The organism is Streptosporangium lutulentum, assembly GCF_030811455.1.
GTDB lineage: Bacteria > Actinomycetota > Actinomycetes > Streptosporangiales > Streptosporangiaceae > Streptosporangium > Streptosporangium lutulentum.
Window position 1 is genome coordinate 1,749,874 of the sequence record NZ_JAUSQU010000001.1, and the last position, 25,174, is coordinate 1,775,047.

General features: G+C 65.3%; 19 protein-coding genes, 1 CRISPR repeat array and 1 other annotated feature. Of the genes, 11 read left to right on the forward strand and 8 right to left on the reverse strand.

Going from position 1 to position 25,174, the window contains the following annotated elements:
* Window positions 1–10: 10 nt before the first annotated feature.
* From J2853_RS07290 to csb2, 6 genes are all read left to right on the forward strand, one after another.
* Window positions 11–1,233, forward strand: a protein-coding gene (locus J2853_RS07290; RefSeq protein ID WP_307556111.1) for an IS3 family transposase whose coding sequence is annotated in 2 segments (ribosomal slippage) — window positions 11–293 and window positions 293–1,233 — 1,224 coding nt in all. Because the reading frame shifts where the segments join, the coding sequence is not laid out codon by codon here.
* Window positions 286–399: a sequence feature (AL1L pseudoknot), on the forward strand. Its footprint overlaps the gene before it by 114 nt.
* Window positions 1,234–1,482: 249 nt before the next feature.
* A protein-coding gene (locus J2853_RS07295; RefSeq protein ID WP_307568558.1) for an IS3 family transposase occupies window positions 1,483–2,693 on the forward strand; the annotation gives its coding sequence in 2 pieces (ribosomal slippage) (window positions 1,483–1,792 and window positions 1,792–2,693; 1,212 coding nt in all).
* 2,453 nt (window positions 2,694–5,146) lie between these two features.
* Window positions 5,147–7,609, forward strand: coding sequence for a type I-G CRISPR-associated helicase/endonuclease Cas3g (cas3g, locus tag J2853_RS07300; RefSeq protein WP_307556201.1), 2,463 nt, complete (start codon window positions 5,147–5,149; stop codon window positions 7,607–7,609).
* Window positions 7,606–9,825 (forward strand): type I-G CRISPR-associated protein Cas8g1/Csx17, encoded by a 2,220-nt coding sequence (gene cas8g1, locus J2853_RS07305; RefSeq protein ID WP_307556202.1) that lies wholly within the window; start codon window positions 7,606–7,608, stop codon window positions 9,823–9,825. Before cas3g ends, cas8g1 begins: the two co-directional genes overlap by 4 nt.
* A complete protein-coding gene (gene cas7g / locus J2853_RS07310; RefSeq protein WP_307556203.1) occupies window positions 9,822–10,778 on the forward strand; it encodes a type I-G CRISPR-associated RAMP protein Csb1/Cas7g in 957 nt (318 codons plus the stop codon). The genes cas8g1 and cas7g overlap by 4 nt, the downstream gene beginning before the upstream one ends.
* On the forward strand, window positions 10,762–12,258 hold the full coding sequence (gene csb2, locus J2853_RS07315) for a type I-G CRISPR-associated protein Csb2 (RefSeq protein WP_307556204.1): 1,497 nt from the start codon (window positions 10,762–10,764) through the stop codon (window positions 12,256–12,258). The genes cas7g and csb2 overlap by 17 nt, the downstream gene beginning before the upstream one ends.
* A 47-nt stretch (window positions 12,259–12,305) precedes the next feature.
* On the opposite strand, the gene J2853_RS07320 is transcribed toward csb2, so the two are convergent.
* Both J2853_RS07320 and J2853_RS07325 read right to left on the reverse strand, forming a co-directional pair.
* On the reverse strand, window positions 12,306–13,319 hold the full coding sequence (locus J2853_RS07320; protein ID WP_307556037.1) for an IS630 family transposase: 1,014 nt from the start codon (window positions 13,317–13,319) through the stop codon (window positions 12,306–12,308).
* A 958-nt stretch (window positions 13,320–14,277) separates the two neighbouring features.
* A CRISPR array of direct repeats spans window positions 14,278–14,606; the repeat unit is 37 nt; unit sequence GTTGCACCCGACCTCTGGGGTTGGGCTCCATTGCGGC.
* Window positions 14,607–15,082: 476 nt separating this feature from the next.
* Window positions 15,083–15,337 (reverse strand): GntR family transcriptional regulator, encoded by a 255-nt coding sequence (locus J2853_RS07325; protein WP_307568623.1) that lies wholly within the window; start codon window positions 15,335–15,337, stop codon window positions 15,083–15,085.
* Window positions 15,338–15,800: 463 nt separating this feature from the next.
* Between J2853_RS07325 and J2853_RS07330 the strand changes: the two genes are divergently transcribed.
* Both J2853_RS07330 and J2853_RS07335 read left to right on the forward strand, forming a co-directional pair.
* On the forward strand, window positions 15,801–15,971 hold the full coding sequence (locus J2853_RS07330; protein WP_307556205.1) for a hypothetical protein: 171 nt from the start codon (window positions 15,801–15,803) through the stop codon (window positions 15,969–15,971).
* Window positions 15,968–16,117: a hypothetical protein gene (locus J2853_RS07335; protein ID WP_307556206.1), complete on the forward strand. Its 150-nt coding sequence runs from the start codon at window positions 15,968–15,970 to the stop codon at window positions 16,115–16,117. The genes J2853_RS07330 and J2853_RS07335 overlap by 4 nt, the downstream gene beginning before the upstream one ends.
* Window positions 16,118–16,643: 526 nt before the next feature.
* Here the strand turns inward: J2853_RS07335 and J2853_RS07340 are convergent.
* Window positions 16,644–16,829: a hypothetical protein gene (locus J2853_RS07340; protein WP_307556207.1), complete on the reverse strand. Its 186-nt coding sequence runs from the start codon at window positions 16,827–16,829 to the stop codon at window positions 16,644–16,646.
* Window positions 16,830–17,347: 518 nt separating this feature from the next.
* A complete protein-coding gene (locus J2853_RS07345) occupies window positions 17,348–17,683 on the reverse strand; it encodes a PadR family transcriptional regulator (protein ID WP_307556208.1) in 336 nt (111 codons plus the stop codon).
* Between the two features lie 437 nt (window positions 17,684–18,120).
* On the opposite strand from J2853_RS07345, the gene J2853_RS07350 reads away from it, so the two are divergent.
* Window positions 18,121–18,282, forward strand: coding sequence for a hypothetical protein (locus tag J2853_RS07350; protein ID WP_307556209.1), 162 nt, complete (start codon window positions 18,121–18,123; stop codon window positions 18,280–18,282).
* A 235-nt stretch (window positions 18,283–18,517) separates the two neighbouring features.
* Here J2853_RS07350 and J2853_RS07355 read toward each other — a convergent pair whose 3' ends face one another.
* The 4 genes from J2853_RS07355 to J2853_RS07370 all read right to left on the reverse strand — a co-directional run bounded on the left by J2853_RS07355 (window position 18,518) and on the right by J2853_RS07370 (window position 22,897).
* Window positions 18,518–20,560, reverse strand: a complete 2,043-nt coding sequence (locus J2853_RS07355) for an FtsK/SpoIIIE domain-containing protein (protein ID WP_370879518.1) — start codon at window positions 20,558–20,560, stop codon at window positions 18,518–18,520.
* Window positions 20,561–20,706: 146 nt separating this feature from the next.
* Complete coding sequence (locus J2853_RS07360; RefSeq protein WP_307556211.1) at window positions 20,707–21,609, reverse strand: hypothetical protein; 903 nt, start codon at window positions 21,607–21,609, stop codon at window positions 20,707–20,709.
* Entirely contained in the window at window positions 21,606–21,803 is a 198-nt protein-coding gene (locus J2853_RS07365; RefSeq protein ID WP_307556212.1) for a hypothetical protein, read from the reverse strand. The genes J2853_RS07360 and J2853_RS07365 overlap by 4 nt, the downstream gene beginning before the upstream one ends.
* A gap of 14 nt (window positions 21,804–21,817) precedes the next feature.
* The gene (locus J2853_RS07370) at window positions 21,818–22,897 is read right to left on the reverse strand and encodes a DUF2637 domain-containing protein (protein ID WP_307568624.1); all 1,080 of its coding nucleotides are present in this window, start codon (window positions 22,895–22,897) and stop codon (window positions 21,818–21,820) included.
* A gap of 227 nt (window positions 22,898–23,124) precedes the next feature.
* Between J2853_RS07370 and J2853_RS07375 the strand changes: the two genes are divergently transcribed.
* Together J2853_RS07375 and nrfD are read left to right on the forward strand one after the other, a co-directional pair.
* On the forward strand, window positions 23,125–24,018 hold the full coding sequence (locus J2853_RS07375) for a 4Fe-4S dicluster domain-containing protein (RefSeq protein WP_307556213.1): 894 nt from the start codon (window positions 23,125–23,127) through the stop codon (window positions 24,016–24,018).
* A complete protein-coding gene (gene nrfD / locus J2853_RS07380) occupies window positions 24,018–25,013 on the forward strand; it encodes an NrfD/PsrC family molybdoenzyme membrane anchor subunit (protein ID WP_307556214.1) in 996 nt (331 codons plus the stop codon). Before J2853_RS07375 ends, nrfD begins: the two co-directional genes overlap by 1 nt.
* Window positions 25,014–25,174: the final 161 nt, after the last annotated feature.

Here is a 25,174-nt window from a genome sequence, read left to right on the forward strand (position 1 = left end):
GTGAGGAGTTATGGCACCACCGAGGAAGTATGCCCCTGAGCTGCGGGAACGCGCTGTCCGTATGGTTTTCGAGCTGCGTGCGGCCGGTGAGGGGGCGGGCGTGCTGGCCCGGGTCGCAGACCAGCTCGGGGTGCACCGCGAGGCGCTACGGACCTGGGTGCGCCAGGCCGAGGTCGATGGCGGGAAGCGCCCGGGGACATCGACTTCTGACGCCCAGCGGATCACCGAACTCGAGCGTGAGAATCGCGAGTTGCGGCGGGCGAACGAGATCCTGAAGGCCGCCTCGGCGTATTTCGCCCGGGAACTCGATCCCAGACTGCCGCGCTAGTCGAGTTCATCGATACCCATCGCGAACGGTTCGGTGTGGAGCCGATCTGTGCCGTGCTGGAGTTCGCGCCGTCCACGTACTGGGCGGCGAAGAAACGGGAGTCGAATCCGTCGGCTCGTGCGGTCCGGGACGAAGAGGTGAAAAAGGAGATCCTGAAAGTGTGGAACGGCCCGGGACGTGGCCTATATGGGGCGCGGAAGGTGTGGGGCCAGCTCAACCGCCAGGGCGTCACGGTCGCCCGGTGCACGGTCGAGCGGCTGATGCGCGAGCTGGGCCTGTGCGGGGCGACCTGGTCGCGCAAACGGCCCCGGACCACCGTCCCCGGCGCCGATCGACCCGGTGACCTGCTGGAACGCAACTTCACCGCGGGCCGGCCGGACCTGCGATGGGTCGCGGACATCACCTATGTCGCCACCGCCTCCGGCTGGGTGTACACCGCGTTCGTCCAGGACCTGTACTCCCGTCGGATCGTCGGCTGGCAGGTCGCCGACCACCTGGGCACCGATCTGGCACTCGACGCCCTGGAAATGGCGATCTGGGCGCGTGGAGGCGTCATCGATGACCTTGTTCACCATTCCGATAGAGGCGTTCAATATACTTCTATCCGCTACGCCGAACGGCTCGACCAGGTCGGTGCGGCTCGTTCTGTGGGCAGCAAAGGCGATTCGTATGACAATGCCGCTGCGGAGTCGCTCAACAGTCTCTACAAGAAGGAGCTAATCGAGTTCCATGGCGGCTGGAAAGGCGTCATGGATGTGACGATTTCCACCATGGAATGGGTTGCCTGGTATAATTCTGAAAGGCTACATTCTTACTGCGGGAACGTTCCTCCGGCCGAGTACGAGGAGACGTTCCACCGATCAACCGCCGACGGCGGCCTGGCGATCGAGAACCAAGCGATCTAGCCTCCAACTTCACCGGGGCGGCCCAGGATATCGGCTCCACGCGCTACACAGTGGCCTGAAATATGGAACTCGCGGATGCCCGGAAGCAGGCTTGCCAGCATGCGCGGTCATCGAATCGGGCTCTCCATGTCGTTACGGATGGGCAGCCGCATTCCAAGGCGCCCGCCTCGGGGGTGCTGGGGCCTTCACCCCGAGGTGTGGACATCTTGAGTGCCAGATCATAGAGATCTGGAGACCAAGGAGTTCCTCGTGGCCATGAAGGCCTACTCAGTTGAGTTCAAGACAGACGCCGTCGCGTTGTATCTGTCGGACCCGTCGCGGACGTACGCGTCGGTGGCCAAGGACCTGGGCGTCAACCGTGAGACGTTGCGCCTGTGGGTGCACCAGGCGCGGTCTGCCGGCACTGCTCCGAAGACGGGCTCGGTGAAGAGGCCGCCGACGGGATTGGTAACCTCCGGCAACGTGCTGGAAGAGGAGAACAAGCAGTTGCGGGCCCGGATCCGGGAACTGGAGCTGGAGCGCGAGATTTTGCGGCGGGCGGCCAAGTATTTCGCCGGGGAGACGAACTGGTGAGTCGCTTCCAGTTCGTTGCCGATCACCGTGACGCCTTCGGGGTGAAGCGACTGTGCCGAGTGCTGGAGGTCTCCCGGTCGGGGTTCTATCGGTGGGTGGCCGCCACACCGGCGAGGGCGGTGCGGACGGCGGCCGACGCTGCGCTCGCGGCGGAGATCAGGCAGATCCACGCCGACTTCGATGGCACCTACGGCAGCCCGCGGGTGACTGCCGAGCTGCGCGATGCGGGCCGGCGGGTCAATCACAAGCGGGTGGCGCGGATCATGCGGGTCTTCGGCATCGTCGGGCTGCATCTGCGTAAGAGGGTCCGCACCACGGTGCCCGAGCCCTCCCATCAGAAGATGCCCGACCTGATCAAGCGGGACTTCACCGCGGCCGCGCCGAACCAGCGGTACGTGGGCGACATCACCTATCTGCCCGTCGGTGAGGGACAGTTCTTGTATCTCGCGACGGTGCTGGACCTGCATTCACGTCGCCTGGCTGGTTGGTCGATCGCCGATCACATGCGCACCGAGCTGGTGACCGACGCGCTGCGGGCAGCCGCCGCCACGCGGGGTGGTGACCTGGCCGGGGCGGTCTTTCACTCCGATCACGGGGCGCAATACACCTCCGCCGACTTCGCCGCCGTGTGCAAGGAGTTCGGTGTTCGCCAGTCGATGGGCGCCGTCGGGACAAGCGCGGACAACGCTGCCGCCGAGGCGTTCAACGCCACTCTCAAACGCGAGACGCTGCAGGGCGCCAAACGCTGGTCCTCGGCCCGCCAGGCTCGCCTGGAGGTCTTCAAGTGGATCACTCGCTACAACACCCGAAGGAGGCACTCCAGCCTGAACTACCTCAGCCCGATCACCTACGAGCAGCGGTCCGATAGGGTCCTGCTCGCCGCATGACAGCTGGTGTCCACATTTTGGGGCCAAGGCCCTGCCTCTACGGCACGCCACAATGAGGCCCGGTGGTGAAACCGGGATCGAGCACCGCCGCCAAGACTGGCAAGTTCGCCGAAAACTTCCCGCAATGAAGCCCGGCTATGAAGTCGGGATGAAGCGCCATCGAGTGGGAGTCGGCGTGGGCCGGCGTCACGCCACAATGAGGCCCGGTCGCGAAACCGGGATCGAACCAGAGAAAGACGCCGAACGCGGCTGAAAGCTGTACGACCCGCAATGAGGCCCGGCGGCGAAACCGGAGTGAAGCCTGGACGCGTTCGCAAAGGCGGGCGGTGCGCCTTTCGTCCCGCAATGAGGCCCGACGGTAAGTCGGGATGGAGCTGCTGCTAGGAGGTAGTGGGGGTGTCGCTGGCACGGTCGCCGCAATGATGCCCGGTAGTGAAACCGGGATGGAGCACGTCGATCCGTGGGACGGCATGTTCCCGGCTCGCGACCCGCAATGAAGCCCGGCGATGAAACCGGGATGGAACGCGCCGCCCAGCGGTTGAAGATCGAGCAGCTCCAGCACCCGCAATGAAGCCCGGCTATGAAGCTGGGATGGAGCAACTACCTTGGCGACACCGCCAATTTCACCCTGGTCCCGCAATGAAGCCCGGCGATGAAACCGGGATGGAGTCCTGGCCGGTGAACGCATATACGGAGGACATCACATGCCCGCAATGAAGCCCGGCGATGAAGCCGGGATGGAGCTCTCTCGACGTTGACACCAAAACGGCTCAGGCGCAGCTGGACCCGCAATGAAGCCCGGCGATGAAGCCGGGATGGAGCGACGGCCCCGACGGGGGCGTCGATCATCGTGGACGTCCCGCAATGAGGCCCGGCGGTGAAACCGGGATGGAGCCTCCACGTCGGCGAGCGCCACGTAAGCCGCCGTCTCCCCGCAATGAAGTCCGGCGATGAAACCGGGATGGAACCCGCCCAGGCATCCGGCTCCACGGCGTCGCCATGACCCCGCAATGAAGCCCGGCCGTGAAATCGGGATGAAGGCGCAGATCTGGACCGGCAACGAGCTGAAGAGCTACCCGCCGCAATGAGGCCCGGCGGTGAAACCGGGATGGAGCGGCTGGTGGGAGGTGGGTCTGTTCACTCCAGATAGCCTCCCGCAATGAGGCCCGGTAGTGAAACCGGGATGGAGCAGTTCGTGAGCTGGGGAAATAACCGAACGTGCACGGGATGGTACGCAAGAGTTAGCCGTTTTGTCCGTGAAACGGCTTGGTTGGGGTTGGGAACCTCCCCGGGAAAGCGTGCGTACTTGAGGTTCCGAACTCAGGCCGCGGGGATTCGCGGGGAACCAGTTTTGCTTGTGGTGTTGTCAAGGAGCGATCGAACCGAGGGAGCCGAACGAGAGATCAGTCTGGCCCATTAGCGATGCAGACAGGAACGAGGACGCCGGCGCTCTTGCCGCCTTCGATGGGCTGACGTTCTGCTCCGTAGACGTCGAAGACGCCCAGAGGGATAAGACCCTTGTGTTCCAGGGGATGGACAGGATAGCCAACTGTCCTTGTCGCGTGGGTGCGGGCCGCAGGGATGGGTGGTCGAGCAGTGCTTGGACGGCGTGGATGTCGAGGGCGGGTTTCCACAGAGGCCAGATCATCACGGTGCGCCGGTTGCGGCGGAGACGTTTCGGCCGTCCCCGGTGACGCGTAGCAAAGGCAGAGCTTGTGTGGCCAGCCAGGTGGCGCCGGGAACCCGACGGCGAGGGATTTGCCCGAAGGATGGTCGGCGGCGCTCCTCCGGACTCGCCGCAATGGGGCCCGACAGTGACGCCGGGATCGAACGACCAACGTAGTGGAGCCCAAGATAAAAAGATCTTGGGGTTGCCGATTTTAGAGCATTCGAACCACTGAAAGCAGCCGCAATGGAGCCGAGATGAGTCCTCGGGGCGAAGTAAAATCTTTACTTTTTTGAGTCCGGTGGTCGACGAGCGGCGACCTTCCCACCGGGTGGGTCTGAGCGTTGGATTTCGACCTTGGCGGAAATACCTCGATTAGTTTCGAGGTCTCCCCTCAAGGCCCAACGACGAAAGAGTATCCCCTTTCCCCCGACCTCTCTCCTCTTCCGGCGCCAGAGGAGGAGAAGTGGCCCGGCAAGGGCTAAAACATACATCAACGGCGCGTATGTGCTAATTTCTTGGAGCATCTCTTCGGTTTCTGCTTGCAGTGATTACCCGACCTTCACGAGTCTGGCGACGCATCCATGATCAATCAATCGATTTCCGATAAGTCTAAATGTGGGTGGTTTGCACATTATGGGAAGTTCTGTGACAAGTGCAGCAAAATAGCCCCTTTCACTCTTGGTCTTCCTCCGTCAAGCCGTCGGCGCTCCTTGAAGATCTGTCGGTAGCTTCTGGCATCCTCAACAGTTGTGCCGCTAAGCGGGAATATTTGTGAGGTAATGCGATGATTGACGCCTTTGCGGATTTCGTTCTCCGTGCGACCGATCAGGCTTATGGTCCGTATCCGTACCAGGAGCAGTTGGCGGCGGAGGGATTTCCGCAGGTCCTGCGGGTGCCGACCGGGGCGGGCAAGACGATGGCGGCCGTGTTGCCCTGGGTATGGCGCCGTAACGTCTGCCCGGAGGAGACCCCACGTCGGCTGGTCTACGTCTTGCCACTACGTGGCCTGGTCGAGCAGACGGTCGGTCACATCACGACATGGCTGAGCCGCGTCGGGATGTCGAACGAGGTCGGTGTGCACGTCCTGATGGGCGGAGTCGATCGCGACGATTCGGCCTGGCAGTCTCATCCGGACAAATCCGCGATCCTGGTCGGCACGCAGGACATGGTGCTCTCTCGGGCCTTGATGCGTGGATATGCCGAGCCCCGGCCACGCTGGCCGATCTCGTTCGCACTGCTGCACACTGACACCCAGTGGGTGTTCGATGAGACCCAGCTGCTCGGTCCGGCGTTGCCGACGTCGATTCAGCTGCAGGCGTTCCGCGATCGGATGGGAACGGCCACGCCGACCGCCACCATGTGGATGTCGGCCACGTTGTCGCCCGAGGACATCGCCACCATCGATCACGCTCCCGCGACTCGGGTCATGCAGTTGAGTCTTGAGGATCGCCACGGTCCGCTGAAACGCCGCCTTGACGCCACGCGGACCGTTCACCGGCTCAACCTCACCGATGACACCAATCGGTATCCCGCGGAAGTCGCCGCTGCGCTGGCTGACCACCATCGTGCGGGCACTCGCACGATCGGCGTGTTCAACACGGTTGATCGGGCAGCGGCGGTGTACGAGCAGCTACTCAAGGCCGCCCCTGACGCTGATCTGCTCCTGGTGCATTCCCGGTTCCGGCCGGTAGAGCGTCGCGCTGCGGCCGATCGGCTGGCGGCTGAGCTTTCGCCGGCTGGGCAGATCGTGGTGACCACACAGGTCCTTGAGGCAGGAATCGACATCTCCTCGCGCACCCTATTCACCGAGGCGGCGCCCTGGAGTTCGGTCGTGCAACGGGCGGGTCGATGCAATCGAGCCGGAGAGTACGGCCCCGGTGAGGCGGTACTGCTGTGGGCGCCGCCTCCGGCGGGCCGTGCGACAGCGGCCCCCTACGACGAGGGCGACCTCGCCGAAACCGCGTCTGCGCTAACCGCGCTGGAGGGGCAGGCAGTCACCTCAACCGACTTACAAGACCACCCGGTCAAGCAGGCACAAGCCTTGTATCCCCTGCTACGCCGACGTGACTTGCTTGACCTGTTCGACACGATGCCCGATCTCACCGGCAACGACATCGACGTCACGCCGTGGATCCGCGACGCCCAAGACCGGACGCTGTTGGTGGCCTGGCGGCGCTGGGCCGGCGGACAACCCGGCGAGGACGAACTTTTCCCCCACCGAGACGAGCTGTGCCCCGCCCCGATCAATGATGTCCGGGACCTCGTGACCGGCAAGCAGACCGGCAAAAATCAGATGCTGTTGTGGGCGCAAGATCCTCTGGGCGGAAAATGGCGGCGCGCCCGAAGCGACGATCTACGCCCAGGCGGCGTGCTGCTTGCTGACGCCACCAAGGGCGGCTACGACCCAGCGCTGGGGTGGGCGCCCAAGTCCGGGGCGCCGGTAATGCCCGTCGCTGAGATGAGCGCCGCAGAGGAGTCGGGCGACACGCTGCCCGATGACAGTCCCAGCTTCCGCCGCGGCCGCTGGGTCACGCTGCTCGAACATCTCGGCGACGTCGATCGCGAAGTTGCGTCTCTTGCTGAGGAACTGGCGCCGCTGCCCGGCCTGACACCCACCATGATTGAGGCGGCGATACTCGCCGGCCGCTATCACGACCTCGGCAAGGCCCACCCGGTGTTCCAGACCACGCTGACCGGCGCCGATCAGAAGACGCCCGAGGCCGACATCCTCAACGACGGCGACCATGTTGAGGGGCCGGCCTCGCTGTGGGCGAAGTCTCCGCATCGAAGCGGGCGGCACAGCAGGCGGTATTTTCGCCACGAGTTGGTGAGCGCGCTGATGCTGCTGCATCCCGACTGCCGGTTGCTCGACGATGCGGCCGAGCCCGATCTGGTGGCCTACCTTGCTGCCGCACACCATGGCAAGGTCCGCCTCTCGGTCCGTTCCGTGGGCGACGAGAGCGGCGAAGAGCCGCCGCGCATCCTCGGTGTAGCGGCGGGAGACCTTGTTCCTGCGGTCCAGGTGCCGTACGGCGGGCAGACACCCGAGATCATTCTCGATCCGGCGATGCTTCTGCTCGGGGGTGAGAACGGCCGCCCCTCCTGGGTCAGCTGGGTCCTGAAGCTGCGAGATCGCCCCGATTTGGGACCGTTCCGGCTTGCTTTCCTGGAAGCGCTGGTCCGCGTCGCCGACTGGCGGGCCAGCGCTACCTACGACGTGCCGGCCGCTGCGGGGGATGCGAAGTGAGCTCGATCATGCTGCGTGGCTGCGCGGCGACTACCCTCGCCGGCTATCTCCAGGCTCTCGGTCTGCTGCGCGTGCTCACGCTGCAACGTGACCCGGGTGCTCGGCTGCACTGGGTGGGTAATCGGCCCGTCCTGACGACCGGGCTGGACCACGAAGAGCTGCTCGACTGGCTGATTGACGCCTACCGGCCCAGCCCGATCATCTCCCCGTGGAACTCCGGCTCCGGCTTCGCAGGTAACGGCAAGAGCCCAGCGGCCGAACGCGCGCTGACCGCCATAGCCGACTCCACGACCGAACGGCTCGCGCCACTGCGTGCGGCCATCCATGCTGGTCGCGCCGTTGTCGTTGAGGCGCGCCGCCGCAGCTACGGCGGCACGGGTGAAGAGTTGTGGGCCAAAGAGCACAAGACCGATGTCATTCAGCTGTGTCGCAACATGCTGCCCGATGATGCCCTCCTGTGGATCGACGCGGCGGTAGCCCTCACCGCCGCCCATCCCGCCTACAATCCGCTCGCCGGCACAGGCGGGAACTTCGGCCGCCAGGAGCTGTCAGCCACCTTTCTCCAGCGGCTGCTCGTGTTGATCGGTCCAGATGCTGACCGGACCCGCTCACGCCGATGGGGCCAAGCGGTGCTGATGGGTGATGAGTCGGTGCCGTATCTGCGGGAAACCGTGGGTCAATACGATCCCGGCCGAGCCGGAGGCATCCACTCCTCACCCGGTGAGAAGAGCGACGACTCCGGGTTCGTCAACCCCTGGGCCAACGTACTCACCTTGGAAGGGGTGCTGTTGTTCGCCGGGGCCACGGTCCGCCGTCACGGCACCGAGGCCAGTAGTGCTGCGTTGCCCTTCCTCACCCGCAGCACAGCCGTCGGCCATAGCACCGCTGCCGAAGCCGAAACGGTCAAGGGAGAGCTGTGGGCTCCGCTGTGGCCGCGCCCGGCGACGCTCGCCGAGATCGGTCAGTTGCTGGGTGAGGGGCGAGCCACCTGGCGGGGTAGGCAAGCGCGGACCGGCTTGGACTTTGTCTTGGCCGTGGCCGCGCTCGGCGTCGATCGAGGCATCGGATCCTTCAGCAGATTCGTCATTGCCGAGCGCCTTGGCCAAAATCCCCTCGCAGTCGCCGCCGGGCGCGTCCAGGTCCGCAGGCACCCCGAGGAACGCCTGCTGCGTGCCCCGTATGACTGGGTGCGCCGGGTACAGCGCGCCGGTCTGCTTCCGGCTGGGATCGCCACCGCGGTCCGGCAGGTTGAGCGTGAGATCTACGCGGTGGCGACCGGTGAAGGCCCGGGAGCGCTACGTCGCTTCGTCATCGCCTTCGGCCGTCTCCACGAAGCCGTTGCCCGCTCCGGCGCCATACGCGCTCAAGTTCCCCCTTTCAGCAGCCGCGAGACGTCCTGGGCGCCGGTGCTAGGTGATGGAGGAGAGGAGTTGCGCATCGCGCTGGGTTACGCCGGACTCCGCGACGCTCGACCGCGTCCCCACGCCGGTCTGCGGGAACTGCTGACCCGGATAAGCATCAGCGCTGCTGCGGGTTTGACCTGGTCCGACCAGCCTGCGACCGGTATCGAGATCACCGGTTCCACGCTGGCCAAGGCCCTGGCCGAAGCCCACCGTCGACGCACCTTCCTGCCTCCGGCCGCCGACTCTCGTCCCGGAGCGAAAGACCTGCCGACTGAGCCGATCTCCTCACGGGCGGCTTTCCCTCATGGGCGATGGGTGCCCGCGGCACTGCTGGAACGATTCACACTCGGCGACACCAACGATGAGCTGATCGCCGATTATCTACGGGGATTACTTGTCCTGGGTTGCGACGCCAAGGCCGCCGAACCCTTCGGCGACGAAGATCGGCACGCGCGCCATCCGATCATCCGCATCTTTTTGCCGTTCTTCGGCACCCATGCGCTGAACATGCAGATTGGCACGCCACCTCGTCCGGTGACGATCGATTTTTCCCCTCGGGCCGACTGGGTCCCCCGCCTGATCGCCGCCGGGCCCTCGAACGTGCTGGCCGATGTGCTGCTGCGGCTGAAGCTGGCCGGCTGCCCGCCGGTGGTCACCGAACCCGCTTTACGGGCAAACAGGATCGACGGCGTGCGCCTGGCCGCCGCTCTCCTCCTTCTCGTCCCACCCGCGCATCGCATCCGCGCGCTGAACGCCACCTGCCAAATCCCCACCCCCGACCTGTCCGACCAGAACGAAGGAATTCTTACGTGATCCCCCTGGACGTCCCCCGGCTCCGTTTCACTGCTGAACTGCAGCCACTCCTCGGCTCGACGTTCCAGCCCACCGGCTTCCCCGACATCGGCGCAGCGGTGTTCGAGCGATTCGACGATGACGGCCAGACGACCGAGGCGCTGCTGGTCGAATCCGTCCAATCCATGGCCAACCGGCTGGAAGCCATGGCATGGGACCGCGGCGCTCAGCAACCGGTCGATCTGCTGGCAGCTCTGCCGTACGTGCGCGTCGAGCAGGCCGGCACCGGGGAATACCGCACCTCCAGCCGGGTGGAGGCCCACCGGCTCACCTCAGCGTTCGTCCGTGACGCCGAGCTGGACGGCGTCAAGATGGCCGAGGTGCTCCGTGAACGACTCGGTCTGGTCAAAGACACCCCGCTGAGCTATCCGCGGATGGCTGCGGCCCTGCTGCGCTTGGACCCGTTCTGCCTGCTGCACGGAGTCTTCTTCAATCAGAAAGTCTGGGTGGGGCAGCCCCGGTTCACTCGCGCGGTGTCCGGTGTCATCGAGGCGCACGACGTGCGCCGAGCCGTGAGCGGCGGCCGTAAATCCGATCTCGTACGGCACGGCCTCGAAGGCGCATCCGGCGGCACCAGCGAGGGCTACGGGTCCATCCCGTTCCACCGCATCGAATGGACCGCCCGCACCATCAGGGCGTACTTCGTCGTCGACGTGGAGCTGATCCGCTCCTACGGGCTGGCTCCCGAGACCACCGAGCTGCTCATCGCCATCGCCCTGTGGGAGATCCGCTCCCTGCTGTCTTCAGGACTGCGCCTGCGAACCGCGTGTGACCTCGATGTCGTCAGCGGCCCCAGCGGATTGTATGACCTTCCCTCCCAGGACGATCTGAGCGCCCGGATCACCGAACTGATCAAACGACGCCACGACGACTTCGGTGACACCAATGTGATCACCGTTGGCTGGAAGGGCTGAGATGCTCACCGTCGCCCTGCATTTCCCCTGGCGGCGCTACCACGCCACCCCCTGGGGCAAGTACGTCAACGAAGGCGCCGTGGAACTGCCGCCCTCGCCGTGGCGGCTGCTGCGCGCGCTGTATTCCACCTGGAAACTCCGCATACCCGACCTGCCGGAGGAGCAGGTCCACGACTTGCTGTCCCTGCTGGCTCAGCCGCCGTCCTACACGCTGCCGCCCTACCGCCCAGCGCACAGCCGCCACTACTACCCCGACAGCAAACACCGGGCGGGCAAGCCGAGCACCGACAAGGTCATCGACGCCTTCGTCGCTCTGGGGGGTGATGCCACCATCTACGCCCACTGGTCCCTCACCCTCACCCCGCAGCAGCAGTCCCTGCTGGAGCGACTGCTGCAATCACTGCCCTACCTGGGCCGCGCCGACAGCATCTGCGAGGCACGCCTGGCGCCCGACTGGACCCCCTCGCTGGACGGGCCACCACGACTCGCCGTTCCCACCGACCTGTCAGACGAAGAACTCAACGGCCACGAAGAAATCGACCTCCTCGTTCCCGAACTGCCGTTGGATATCGTCGCGCTCACCGCGCGGCCTGCCGACATCCGCGCCGCCAAGCTCCTCTACCCACCCGCCACCCGCCTGATTTCCTACACCCTTCCTGGGCCCGGCCACGACCTCCTCCCTGCCTCCAAACCCACGGGAAACCGGAAACGCTCCATCTCTCACCGCACCGGGGGCAACGGCGGCGCGACCAACGTGACTGCCGTCCGGATCGCCGTGGCCGGCACCGCCCAACCCTCAATTCGTGCCACCGTCGCCCTCACTGATGCCTTCCGCGCAGCCGCGGTCAAAGAGCTCAGCGGTATCCGGCAGGCAAAAGCCACCAGTCTCCTGGCCGGTAAGAATCACGACGACACCCCGCTCACCTACCACCAACACGCTCATTTCCTGCCGTGGGACCAAGACGGCGACCGGCGCATCGACGAGATACTCCTGTGGGTGCCCGGCGGCCTCGACGACGACGAACTCCAAGCCCTCGACAAGCTGGCTGGTCGCAGCGTCGGCACCCCGAAAAACGTTCCCGGGCCGAAAGACCTCCAGGTCCGCATCGCGGCCTACGGAACAGCCGAGACCATCCTGCCCGCGCAACTACGCGGCCCCTATCGGCAGTGGCGATCGGTGACGCCGTTCGTGCCCTACCGCCACCGCAAGCGCCACCAGGAAATGGACGACTATCTCACCGCCGAAATCACCCGCGAGCTCACGCAACGAGGCATTCCCGCTCCAATATGCGTCAGCCGAGATGCCACCGACGACTGGCCGCTGTTCACCCGACATCGCTGGTCCCGCTCCAACCGCACAGAGGCCCGTCCCGGCTACGGACTCACCCTAGAATTTGCAGAACCAGTCTCCGGTCCCTTAGCACTCGGCCACCTCTCCCACTTCGGCCTAGGCGTCTTCCGCCAGCAGCCCCACCCGTAGGTGCTGAGCACCTACTGAGCCGATCGTAAGTTTTGGGACTATCCGTGTTATGGGCTGATGTAGGCCAGATGCGGATCGGCGAAGAAGGCCCGGACAATGTCGGGACGCTTTTGCAGCCGGCGCATGCTGCGGTGCATAGCCGCGGCCAGCTCATGCTCATCGGCGACCGCCTGGCGCGCCACCCGGGCCTTGACGTTTTGGTTGACCCACTCATCGGGGTTGACCTCCGGCGCATACGCGGGCAGGAAAAACAACCGCAGCCGCCCGCCGGTACGCGCGACGAAATCACCGACCGCTCGGGCGGTATGAATCGACGAGCCGTCGACGATCAAAACGATCGGCCCGGTAATGGTGCGCAGCAGCTGCGCGCAGAACCCGAGGAACGCCCACCGGTCCATCGCGCCGTGTCCCAGCCGATAGCGCAGTGTGCCGTCGGCCCCGACCGCCGAGAACATCTTCACCGACCGGCGACCCGCCCCGGCTGACACGACCGGCGTCTGCCCCACCAGGGCCCAGGTGGTGCCGCAGCGGTGATCGACACGCATGCTCATCTCGTCGGCGAACAACACCACTGTCCCGCGTCTGCGCGCCCGGCGGCAGATTGCCGGGAAGGCCACCGTCGTCCACCCGGTGATGGCCGCCGGATCACGCCGGAGTGCGGCGTAGGCCGGACGCTGTGGCGACAGGCCCAGCCCGCGCAGCAGCCGCCCGGTCGCCGTCACCGACAGGTCGATCCCGAACCAGGCCGCGATCACCATCGCCACCAGCGCCCTGGTCCACAGCACAACGGCCGTGCCCAGTACCTGACGGGGGGTGACGTCACGGACCACCGCCTTGATGGTCTGCTCCTGGCCGGGGGTGAGCCGCCGTGGCCGGCCCGGCGCCTTCTTGATCCGTAGCGCCTCGATACCGCCCGCCCGCGCCTGGCGTTTCCACCGAAACACCGATTCGCGGCCTACTCCCAGTGCTTCAGCCACCCGATCCGGTGACATGCTCCCTCCCAGTAACCGGAGGGCGAAGACCTTCTCCTCGAACGTCGCTCTGCGACCTTTTCTGGCCATACTCCAAGCATGTCCCCGCCGGAACGCGATCTCCCACCGCCACCCAACAAGTACCAAAACTTATGATCGGCTCAGTACCAGTACGACGTTATGGTGATGACCTGCTCTTCACGCCCTAAAGAGCAGGACTTCATCGGAGGGCTTCTTCGCCAGGACGGCACCTGGTTAGGAACCCTTAGCACACACGATTTTCCAGAGAAGTTCCTAAGCTGAAACCGGACTCCAAGGCATAAATTCTTGCATCAGTGAACTCTTTCGATCATGGGCTGAGGCCTTTTGGCTGTTCATGAACCGTTGCACCCGATCTTCGTGACTGGGCTCCATTGCGGCCGCTCCGGAAGGCCGAGCCGCTGCGCGGTCGCCCTGGTTGCACCCGATCTTCGTGACCGGGCTCCATTGCGGCGATGCCGCCGATGTGTCGTGGACCACGTCGACCATTAGTTGCACCCGGCCCTCAGAGCCGGGCTCCATTACGGCGATCGGCATGCCGGTTACCTGGGCTACACGCCGTGTTGCACCCGACTTCTGGGGTTGGGCTCCATTGCGGCACGAAGGGCACCCCTCCGGCCTTCGTGAACGCGTCCAAGTTGCACCCGGCCCTCACGGCTGGGCTCCATTGCGGCACCGCATCGCCGGTGTTGGCCTCGATCGTCTGCACCGTTGCACCCGGTCCTCGTGGCTGGGCTCCATTGCGGCGCGTAGTACGCGAGGAACAGCGCGGCGGACTCCAGGGTGTTACACCCGGTCCTTATGGCTGGGCTCCATTGCGGCATGGCTGCTGTGACCTCGTCGGCGAGCGGCCAGCGCGAGTTGCACCCGGCCTCTGGGGTTGGGCTCCATTGCGGCGAGTACTCGCCGGTCCTGTTCGGTGCGGCGCCCCTCAGATTGCACCCGGCCCTCGTGGCCGGGCTCCATTGCGGCGATCTGCAGGTCATTGATGAGGGCCGCATTGCTGAGCGTTGCACCCGACCTCTGGGGTTGGGCTCCATTGCGGCGCTTCGTTCAACATGCGGATTCGGCCCGCCAGGTCGGGTTGCACCCGACCTCTGGGGTTGGGCTCCATTGCGGCACAAGAATGTGCTGCTCGCCACCGCGCTCATCTGTCGTTGCACCCGGCCCCTGGGGTTGGGCTCCATTGCAGCAAGGACGAGACCGGCCGCGGCCACATCGTGCTCTCCGTTGCACCCGACCTTCTGGGTTGGGCTCCATTGCGGCGTGATCGGCGTCTTCCGCCGGTTCGCCGGGCGGTAGTTGCACCCGACCTCTGGGGATGGGCTCCATTGCGGCGTTGAGCGCCGCCTGCGCTTCCCCTTGGGGCGCAGCAGGTTGCACCCGGTACCCGCCCCCATTGCGGCGACATGATCGTTTCCATCGGGAAGAGGTTGCGCGCGGTTGGCCACGGGTGGGCGGCAAAGCGATGATCCTGATCGAGGACATCGTCGTGTGGCGCCGATCCGCTGGCGGAACATCTCAACTCATGCCGGTAAACAGTTACTATTCCGCCAAATCGAGCACCGGGGTAAATGGGGAAAATGCCCCTGTCGCAGTTGGGACATGGCCCTCTGAAAGTCGGACCGAAATCCCAACAGGCAGCCACCCAAGCGCTGCCCACTACAGGGCCCCCGGGTGGCCCATGGAGACCGCTCTGACCTGGGCGAAGCCCATCCACAGGCCGCCGGCACGGCGATGCTCAGGGGCGATCCTGTGGCGGATGACGTAGTTACTATTTCGCCCGACGATGACCGGGATTCGTACCGTCGGCGTCAGTCCGTGTTCTCTTCGGCTTGCTTTGGTGGTGACACGAACGTGCCCACTCCGCGCACCGAGTAAGCGACGCCTTCCTCTCGCAACCGCGTGAGCACCTTCTGGGCAGTATTCGGCGCGACCTCGAACTCTCCGACCAGCTCATGCTGAGACGGGAGCTGACCATCCACCGGATAGACGCCGTCGGCGATCCGCCGTTTGAGGACATCGGCCACTTGCACCCATTTGGGCGCATTTTGCCGCCACTCGATCATCACAGCTGCACCGTAAGCACCCACGCAGATCCGTGGATACTCACGGGATACCAAGGTTGAGCATGGTTAAGCGTGGTTAAGTCGTCTACCCTGACGGCAAGTGCTCGACATGAATCGGGCCCGCCACAGCGCTCAGAACGCCATGACGGGCCCTTGATCGGACTCGGAGGTCCGACCCATGGCAAAGCCTAAGACCGCGCAGACCACTCCGGCCGGAGCGCGGTGATGTCGTGAGATTCGACGAAAACGGCCAACCGGTGCTTCTCTCGTACGCCGTCCACCACGACGCCGACGGCTGGCATGCGACGTACACGGGCCTGATCTCGAAATCGGCTGAATCTGCTGGGTGCGTGGTTGTCCTACATGACCAGGACGGCGACGAGCTCTTCAGGCGGGCCATCCGGAACCGGATAAAAGCGCGCGCGTGGGAGCTCTGCCCAGACCCAGCGCCGGAGCCAATCCGATGACCGGCGAACCAGGAGGTAACTCCCTACAGCCGAAGGTCAAGCACTGGCAGACGCCGAAGGTCCGGCACTGGACAAACGGGGATGTCGTCACCCCGGAGATAGAGGCCCTGTTCGACTCGATGGTGGCCACGCTCAGGCGGGTTCAAGACAAGCTGAGCAAGTCATGACCGTCTCGGACCACCAGAGGGATCTCGCCATCGCCCTTGCACAGCGCTGGCAGGTCCCCCGGGACGAGCTCGACCGCGCGGCCGATGCTCTCGGCGTGGCCCGGGTGACTGACGAAGAATGGGCCGAGATCTGCGGTCCTGCATGACTGGCCGGGTATCGGTGGGCAGCCGCGTCATCGTGGACACCCTGCTGCACAGCCATGCCCGGACACGCTCGGCCCGGGACCTTGTCGGCAAGCCTGGGACCGTCGACCGCCTTGTCCCGCGTGGGACGTCCACCTACGCCCTGGTGGAAATGGACGAGTCAGTCCGCGGATTCCCGGGCCAGACGAAATGGGAGGTCCAGCTGGAGGACCTGTACGTGATAACCACGCCGAGCACCGGTCAGCTTGAGCCTGAGCCGGCCGATTACACGATCGGATTCGAGGCCTATCCGGTCGAGCTCCGAGCGATCCATGGTGTCCGGCATGCCGTGCCGACGTCCAGAGCCGAGAGACCTCTTACCGAGGCTGTGTGCAGTCTCCTTGTCCGACCGGTGCACTCGCCGACGTGGCCGATCCCCTTCGACCCGTCATCGAAGGTCTCGTGTCCCGGGTGCGTGGAAGGCCTGGAGTTGCGGCATCCGATCCCTAAAGCGGCGCACCGATTTTAGGGATCTAACCGCTTGTGCAACTACTCGGCGGCCTTCTTGCGCTGCCGAACTTCCACACCCAGGTAGCCGCGCAGCCACTTCACGCCCGTCTGGAATACAGCTCCGGCGCCGACTACTGCGAGGATCGCCGCGCCCAGTCCGGTGTCCAAGGTGGTTTCGACTCCGCCCCACACGAGCAGAGCGGTGAGCGGCGTCCACGTACGCACCTCGGTCACCAACACCCAGCAGGTGCCCCGACGCATTAGACCGCCCAGGTCGGAGATGCGCATCCTTAGGGAGGCCCGGACCAGGCTCAAGGCGTAACGGGTCGGGGCAGGACTCTCCACCAAGTCCACAGCCCATTCTGATACGCGCCATTTTCGGTCACGTCCACCGATCAGGGCTGCGGCCCCTATTAGGGTACGCGGAATTGCAGTTCGGACCATATAAGAGCCAAGTCTTCTCCTAGCCCAAGCCTTGATGATCTCCATTTGATTGGCCTGGAGAAAGGCTAAGACTAAAGAGATGAGGGACAGGACCGCAGCCATAACGTCACCGATTGTGCCTGCCGCTGAGGTAGGTTCCGGAGCTTTGTCTGAGATTAAACCGACCACAACAGCGACTACCGTAATGAGAACAACGAGTCCCAATAATACCGAATTAATCCTTTTTCCTAGGGAATTTATTTTGACCTGCGATGTAACCCAAAACGACCTATCTATTGAACGTTTTTGGAATCTTCCTCTCACGTGGCGTTCCCCGTCGGACGCATTCGACCAGGCAGCCAACTACGGCTACGGCGAGCGGCTTGTGCGGCGGCGTACTCCTGCCGTCCGGTACCGGACAGGATGTATAGGCGGCGTTGTGGCCTGTCGGCAGGAGCGTTGGCCTCCCAGGTGCCGGTGAGCCATCCCGCCTGTTCCAGACGCTCCAGGATGGGATACACGGTGCCAGGTCCCAGGTCGGCCAACTCGGTGATCCGATATCCCCATAGGGGGTCTGATGGGTCGGCTGCGAGCAGCAGGTCGAGGACCATCCGGGTGGGAGTGGTTAGCCGAATTTTTGGCGGTGGTGCAGTCATGTCGATTCACCTCGCAGGAGCGGAGACCTATATCGAGAACGATACGTCGCTCTGGATGTCCGCGCTGCGTTTCGACGAACTTCGTGTCGACCGTGCGCCTCATGAAGAGAACTCCCTGCGGACCTTCGTATGGAGATGTATATTTTTCGTAGTATCCGTGTCATTACGAACATGAACTTCGGCGTTTGAGCTATTTCGGATGATTTGCCGGATTAGCGAAATGGAGGTAGCCACCCTCCCGTCGATGCTCCTTGGCGGTGCTCACTTCACGGACACTCGACCCGGGTGGCTCCCGGTAGGCAACCCAACCCAACCCAACCCGAACCACGCCTTGCCAGAGGAACACCCGTTGCTGCGCTCGCAGCGTCGGTTGGTCACCGAGGTGAAGGACCACCGTGAAAGGGTTCCCGCAATGGCTGCGCGTCCTCGTAGCAGCCTTGATCGCTCTGCCCCTGCTGGTGCTCGTCCTGGCGTTCTCGCCTGGACTGTTCTTCTGGCCGTTCCTGCCGAAGGACCGTCGCGACTGGTTCCTCGAAGTGCTTGACCGCTTCGTGAAGTGGATCAGCGCGATGTTCGGCGGCAACGACCAGGACAGCTGAAGCCCGCAGCATCCCGCAGGGTCCGGATTTCACTATCCGAACCCTGCGGGCCTGATCCAGCGGCATCTGGCCCCCGAAATCAGCTCAGCGACTAGCACCAGGACCTGCTATGCCTAGCAGGTCAGCTAGTGCCCAGACATGCCCCTGACCTGCGACCTATCGATCTATCGACCCAAACGGTAGGGCCTCGAAACCCCAGAATCGGCGGCTTCGAGGCCCTTGCCTGCTGCTAGAGCTAGCGGACCACACGGATGCGCTTGGGAGCAGCCTCCACCAGATGCGTCCGGGTGATGCCGCGCCGGTTGGATCCCTTGCCGTCAACCGTCTTGAAGACCTGTCCGGCCTGGATCCCGTACGGCTTCAAGGCTGCCGTCAGCTGAGCCGTCTTGGCGTCGTCGGCCTGGTCGGCCCACGGCCCGTAGACGTCGGGCCTGAGCACGGCCAGCCTGTCGATGATGACGGAGTTCCACTGCTTTTCTTCACTGGCCGGAACCACCGCGAGGACGTCCGCCACCAGGTCGAAACTGATTTCCGCCTTCGGGGTGGGCAAGTCGCCGGCCGACTGGCCCGAGAGAGTCCCTGCGGCAATCCTCAGAGCCCGCGCACGGTCGGCGATCAGCCCGGCAGCCGGGTTGTCGATGTAGTAGCCCCTCGTGATCCTGGCCTCCGTGCTGACCCCGAGCAGGTACCCGATGCCCAAATCGGCATCCGTGAAGACGGTTGCCCTGATGCCGTTCTTGTAAGCCGACGTCCCAAGGACCATGTCATTTTCTGTCTGACCGGCCACCTTCAGGCAGAAGCGCACCAGGACGTTCCCGCTGACGCCGGTCGGCATGGAGTCCTTGTCCGGCCTCTGCGTGGCCAGCAGCAGGATTATCCCGAGGGCACGACCCCTCTTGATGATCGCCGTACAGAGCTTCTCTGCTTCGGCGCCGAACTCCTCATGAGCGAAGAGCTCCTGACACTCGTCCACGGCCACGACCAGGGGATGCAGGCCGAGCGATTTCTGAGCAGCCAAATCCGCGGTGACCTTGTTCTCAGGACAGACGTCCTCGGGAAGGCCGTCGATGGTGTCGGCCCGCTTCTCCAGATCCTTGTAGACCTCGCGCAGGCTGACCACGCAGGCCTCAATGGTCGAGTCCTTGGCTCCCGACGCGTAGTGGTGGGCGACCTTGGAGAGCGACTTCAGGTCACCGGTGCCCTTGAGCTCGAACACCCGGAGCTCACAGGACGGGTCGAGGGCGGCACCCAGCAGCAGGACGCGCAAGGCGAACGTCTTCCCGAAACCGGGCATCGCCCCGATCAGCATGTTCCGGTAGATCAGCGGGATGGCGATCTCCCGACCGCGCTGGTCGGTGCCGAACGGAATCGGCTTGAAGACGTCGATCTGGCCCGTCTTCGCGTACGGCCATGCAGGACGCTTGGCCTTGTTCATGTCCTGATCGCCCACCCAGATCACGACGCGGCCCGGGTGGATGTGCATGGCGGGCTCCGGCCACACGCAGCCCAGCGGCCTTCTCAGGGCCGACGCCAGGCGCACACGCTTTTCCATGATGTCTGTGGCGGTCACGCCGAACGGAAGGTCGATGTCAGCCCGCCACCCGGGACCGTCACGGACAATCGGCGTGGGGAAGTTGATCCCGTTGCTGCCCTTGCCGACGGCCTTGTTGAGCTCAGCGACACCGAGGGCACCCAGCGCCCGCAACACGAGATCGCTGGTGAGCTTCTGGACCTGCGTGGGGATCACGGCCCGGTCGAAAACCTGCCTGTCGGCGGGCGTGCCGATCCGGCCGAGCAACGCCACCAGGCCACCGAGGGCCAGCCACTGGTCATAGCTGGGGTCCGTGCCCATCAGCAGGATGGCGCCCAGGGCCAGGACGACGGCAGCGCTCAAGGAAATGATGAGCCGGTTCTTCACTCGCTTGTCGTGGGCGCGGGTCATCCGCAGGTAGATGTCTCCGTCCTTGGTGGCGGCGACCTGCTGACGAATCGGCTTGCCCTCAAGGTCGAACGTCCACACGACCAGCCCCCGGGCCACCTTGGCGGCACCCTGCGGCGATCGTGCGGCCAGCTTGGCGGCGTACTTCGGGGAACGGGTCGCGTGGTAGGCGACCACGTAGGCGGCGTGGTTAGCCTGCCAGCGGATGACCGACAGGGCATAGGTCTTGGACCGCAACCACAGGGGGATGATCGGCAGCCGGTTCTTGGTCCGCTGCTCCAGTTCGGACATCCAATCGACGTCTACCGGTGCGGCCTGATCGACGAGCAAGATCGGCATATCCACCAGATCATCGTCAGAGCCTTCAGTAGCCTCTACCGTGACGTCGGTCGAGACAGCAGCCCCGAGGGGCTCAGAGACGACCTGAGCCCCGCCCAAGATGACCTCTGAGCCATCCAGGTTGATCTCTACCTCAGCAGCGGTCATCAGAAGCCCCCAGCAACGTTGGCAGTGCAGAACGGGTGGCGAGAGTCGAGGCCGCATCCGGGGCAGGTGATGCCCTCGGAGACGTCGACGGTGAGCTTCCTGACGGCATCGGCGAACTGGCGCAGGTGCTCGTAGGCGCCGAAATTCGGATCCGCTGCGAACTTGGCGGCGTAGGCGATGACGGCAGCAGGAGAGTTGCCCGCGTGCAGGGCTTTCTCGATGCGGGTCAGCATCCGGGAGCGCAGCCAGGCCGGTGCGTCCCGGTAGTGAGCCGGGAGCTTGCCGAGCACGTCCCCAGCCAGCCGAGAAAAGTCCTGTGAGATCGCCGGAGGCGTCGTGACGGCGTCGCGCTCGGTACGGGCCGTATCGACGCCTACGGCGATATCAAGAGCAGGGTTTTCGTCGTTGGTCTTCTTAGTAGTTCTGGTCTTCTGGGTTGTTGTTCTTCTTAAAGGGGCGTGAAAACCGTCGTCGGGAATCCCGTCGTTGGTGCTGACCTTGGGATTCGTCGCATCGATGCTGGTCACGTCCAACGACGGGATTCCCGTCCGTGGTGCGCTGCTTTCACCATCGACGGGATTCCCGTCCGTGGTGGCCGTAGGAGCCTTGGGCGGGTCGCAGAGGATGTACTCCACGGTGCTGAACTTGCCGCCGAGACGCTCACGCACACGGACCAGGTAACCCAGCGACTCAAGCTCTCTGATCGCCGTACGGACCGACTCACGACCGTCCGTGAAGGCCGAGATGATGGTCTTCTCCGAGACCTTGAAGCCGACCTTGTGCGACGCCAACCAGTCCCGAAGTCCGGCCGCCTTCATGGAGATCTTCCGGTCGCGGAACCAGGTGTTGCTGATCATCGTGAAGTTGTCCGAGGGGAGCTCTGCGCGGCGGATGCTCGTCATCGCTGGTTCCCTCCGATCGCGTGGGTCGAGCTGGGGACGAAGCAGGGGACCGACCCGAGGACCGGCCCGGGGACGGTTTCGGTGGTGGCCTGCGACGTCATGGGGACGGTCCGCAGGTCGAGGACCGCGCTGGGGAAGAGGGCGAAGGACAGGACGGTTCGGGGACCGGTCCCCTCCGAAGAGAGGACCGGCATAAGGCCGAAGGTCACTACGCGGCCACGACCAGCTCGGCCGGGGCGGCGTCGTTGGCTGAGGCGATGAAGGCCTTGAGCTTGGGCAGCAGCGCGGACGCGCGGGCGGTCGAGATCTTGTGTCCGTTGTTCCGGAAGAGCTCGATGACGTTGTCCCGCGTGAGGTTCCGTCCCCCTGCGATGAGCTCCAGAGCGATCTCCTGACCGACCGGCATCAGGTCATCGACGTTGGGGACGGACCGCTTGCGAGCGGGCTTGTCCGTGGCCGTGGCGGGCTTCCGGGTACGCGGCTTGGGCTCGATGGCCTTGGGTACCTCGGGGACCGCAGGCAGCTCGGGGACGACGACGGAGGCGGTCACGACGGCCTCGGGGACAGCGGCGACGGTCGGGGCAAGCTCGCCGAGACGGAACAGGGCACGCTCGCGACGGGTGGCCTTGATGCGCCAGAGCCTGCCGTACTGGTCCTGCAGGTCGGTCTTGGCAAGGACGCGGTCACGCTCACGCTGGAGGGCCAGGGGGTAGCTGCGGACCTCCCACAGGATCATGCGACGCCACAGGGCGAACGTGCTGACCGGCGAGAGGATCCAGCGGGACTTACGCACGGTGTCCATCCGCGTCTCGGACGCCAGGCCTGCGCGGGTCCTCACGAAGTGGGCTGCGAGCTCCACGGCCAGCGCCCAGAGAAGCGGCAGGATCGTATGGGCGACGATCGAGAAGGGATCGGTCTCTCCGGCGACGTTGAGGTAGACCGTCCCGAGGATCAACGCCCACGTGAAGAACCGCAGGAGCTTGACCCGCATGTCCAGCCGGGCAAAGACAAGGTCCATGGCCGAGAGGGCCAAAATTCCGAGGTCAACTCCGAGCGGCACTGACCATGCCAACCAGCCGAAAAACGGCTCTGCAGCGGTGGCGACCTTGGCGAAGGAATTGACGAAACCGATGAGGCCGATTACGCCGACCAGAGCGCCGACGACAGAGAGGGCGGTGAATTCGCCAGAGGTCAGATCACGAGGAGCCTTGGAAGAGGCTGCAACTCCGATCACGGAGACTGCGGCTTCGCTTGGTACGGGCACAGATGCGTCGGTAGAGTCAGACATTGGGTTCTCTCCTGGTTGAGTCAGGTTGGGGACCAAGGCCTCCAGCCGGTGTTCGAGCACCGGCTTGGGGCCGTTCGCGTTGTCAGGGGAATTTGCGGCCAAGTCCGTCACGGCGGCCGTTGAAAGGTTTGTCCCGCTTCGACACGGGCAGGCCGCTCAGAGACGCCTTAGTGTTCGCCCAGGTCAGGGCTATAACTTGGACACTCATCATTCGAGGGTTTCCCGTGATGGACATAGCACCGAATAGGTACGGCTTCTTCACCGACACCAGCATCTGTATTGGATGCAAGGCGTGCGAGGTGGCCTGCAAGGAGTGGAACGACGTGCCCGACGACGGGTTCGTCTTCCGGGCGACCTCCTACGACAACACCGGGAGCCTGGGGGCGAACACCTGGCGCCACGTGGCCTTCATCGAGCAGCAGAGACCGGTGGGACAGGCCGACGGCCGGGGACAGGTCGGCGGTCAGGACCAGGGCGAGGGACCGGCCGGCGGCCCGGGGCCCGATTCGATCGAGCGCTGGCTGATGTCGTCCGACGTGTGCAAGCACTGCACGCACGCCGCCTGCCTGGACGTCTGCCCGACCGGCGCGCTCTTCCGCACCGAGTTCGGCACCGTGGTGGTGCAGGAGGACATCTGCAACGGCTGCGGGTACTGCGTGCCGGCCTGCCCCTACGGCGTGATCGACCGCAGGGAGCGCGACGGCCGGGCCTGGAAGTGCACGATGTGCTACGACCGCCAGCTCGGAGGGCTGGAACCGGCCTGCGCCAAGGCCTGCCCGACCGACTCCATCCAGTTCGGCCCGCTGGACGAGCTGCGGCTCCGCGCCGAGGAACGGGTGGAGCGGCTGCACGAGGAGGGCAGGCCGGAGGCGCGGCTCTACGGCGCGAGCCCCGATGACGGTGTGGGCGGCGACGGCGCGTTCTTCCTGCTGCTGGACGAGCCCGAGGTGTACGGCCTGCCGCCCGATCCGGTGGTGACCACCCGCGATCTGCCCGCGATGTGGCGGTGGGCCGGAGGGGCGGCGGTCTCCCTGGTCGGGGCCATGGCCGTGTCCTTCCTCTCAGAGAGGCTCGTGGGCCGGATCGCGGCCCACGATCGTTCCCTGGGACGGCGGCGTTGATGCGCGAAGACGCGATGGTGCCGGAGGCCGAGTTCCGGTCCTACTACGGGCAACCGGTGATCAAGGCTCCGGTCTGGCACGAACCCCACATGCCGGTCTATCTCTACCTGGGAGGGCTGTCCGGGGCGGCGTCGGTGATGGCCGCCATGGCCGGGCTCACCGGGCGCGACCGGCTCGCGCTCACCGCCCGCGTCACGGCGGCCGTCGGCGCCACCGCCGGTGCCGCCTTACTGGCCGCCGAGCTCGGCAGGCCGGAACGGTTCCTCAACATGCTGCGGGTGTTCAAGCTCACCTCGCCGATGAGCGTGGGCTCGTGGATCCTGGCCGCCCACAGCGGGCTGACGACGATCGCGGCCGCCTCCGCGGTCGCCGCGGCCCTGCCCTCGGCCGCCGCCAAGGTCGTCGCCGTCCTGCCCGCCGCCTCCGCCCCCGTTCGGGCCCTGCCCACCGCCGGTGACGCGGCGACCCTGGCCATCGCGGTGACCGGCCCGCTGATGGCCACCTACACCGCGGTGCTCCTCGCGGACACGGCCGTGCCCGCCTGGCACGAGGCTCACCGGGAGCTGCCGTTCCTGTTCGCCGGGAGCGCCCTGGCCAGCGCGGGCGCGATGGGCATGCTGGCCACCCCCCGCGTCGAGGCGGGTCCGGCCCGTGCCGTCGCCGCGCTGGGGGCCGTCATGGAGACGGCCGCCGGGGCGGTCATGGAACGCCGGCTCGGCCTGGTCGGCGAGCCGTACCGGCTGGGCAGGGCGGGCCGCCTGATGCGGGCGGCCCGTGTCCTCACGGCCGGCGGGGGCCTGCTCGCCACGGTCGCCGGGCGCAGCCGCACCCTCTCCGCGATCTCCGGCCTCGCCCTCACCGCCGGTTCCCTGTGCATCCGCTTCGGTGCCCTTGAGGCCGGCAGGTTGTCGGCCGCGGATCCGAAATACACGGTGGTGCCCCAGCGGCGGCGTCTCGAGGCCGGGAATCCCGCGTCGGTCCCGGAGCGGCCGTAGACCGGGGCCGCGCGGCCGCGGTCGGCAGGTGGTGAACGTTCATCGCGAGAGACATCTGCTTACTTGCTCATATGTTTAATTGTTCAGTAACGAGGAGATTACTCTTCGTGAGCATTGCAGGTCAGGTGCCCTTGTCCTGGCCGAACCACCGGCCTCACGCC

What these genes read in the sequence shown, in the direction of transcription:
- cas3g (WP_307556201.1), top strand. Translation starts at nt 5,147, where the DNA reads ATGATTGACGCCTTTGCGGATTTCGTTCTCCGTGCGACCGATCAGGCT.
- J2853_RS07365 (WP_307556212.1), bottom strand. Translation starts at nt 21,803, where the DNA reads ATGCCGGTCCTCTCTTCGGAGGGGACCGGTCCCCGAACCGTCCTGTCC.
- J2853_RS07355 (WP_370879518.1), bottom strand. Translation starts at nt 20,560, where the DNA reads ATGCCGATCTTGCTCGTCGATCAGGCCGCACCGGTAGACGTCGATTGG.
- J2853_RS07360 (WP_307556211.1), bottom strand. Translation starts at nt 21,609, where the DNA reads ATGACGAGCATCCGCCGCGCAGAGCTCCCCTCGGACAACTTCACGATG.
- J2853_RS07325 (WP_307568623.1), bottom strand. Translation starts at nt 15,337, where the DNA reads ATGATCGAGTGGCGGCAAAATGCGCCCAAATGGGTGCAAGTGGCCGAT.
- J2853_RS07320 (WP_307556037.1), bottom strand. Translation starts at nt 13,319, where the DNA reads ATGGCCAGAAAAGGTCGCAGAGCGACGTTCGAGGAGAAGGTCTTCGCC.
- J2853_RS07335 (WP_307556206.1), top strand. Translation starts at nt 15,968, where the DNA reads ATGACCGTCTCGGACCACCAGAGGGATCTCGCCATCGCCCTTGCACAG.
- J2853_RS07330 (WP_307556205.1), top strand. Translation starts at nt 15,801, where the DNA reads ATGACCGGCGAACCAGGAGGTAACTCCCTACAGCCGAAGGTCAAGCAC.
- J2853_RS07375 (WP_307556213.1), top strand. Translation starts at nt 23,125, where the DNA reads ATGGACATAGCACCGAATAGGTACGGCTTCTTCACCGACACCAGCATC.
- J2853_RS07345 (WP_307556208.1), bottom strand. Translation starts at nt 17,683, where the DNA reads ATGACTGCACCACCGCCAAAAATTCGGCTAACCACTCCCACCCGGATG.
- J2853_RS07370 (WP_307568624.1), bottom strand. Translation starts at nt 22,897, where the DNA reads ATGTCTGACTCTACCGACGCATCTGTGCCCGTACCAAGCGAAGCCGCA.
- nrfD (WP_307556214.1), top strand. Translation starts at nt 24,018, where the DNA reads ATGCGCGAAGACGCGATGGTGCCGGAGGCCGAGTTCCGGTCCTACTAC.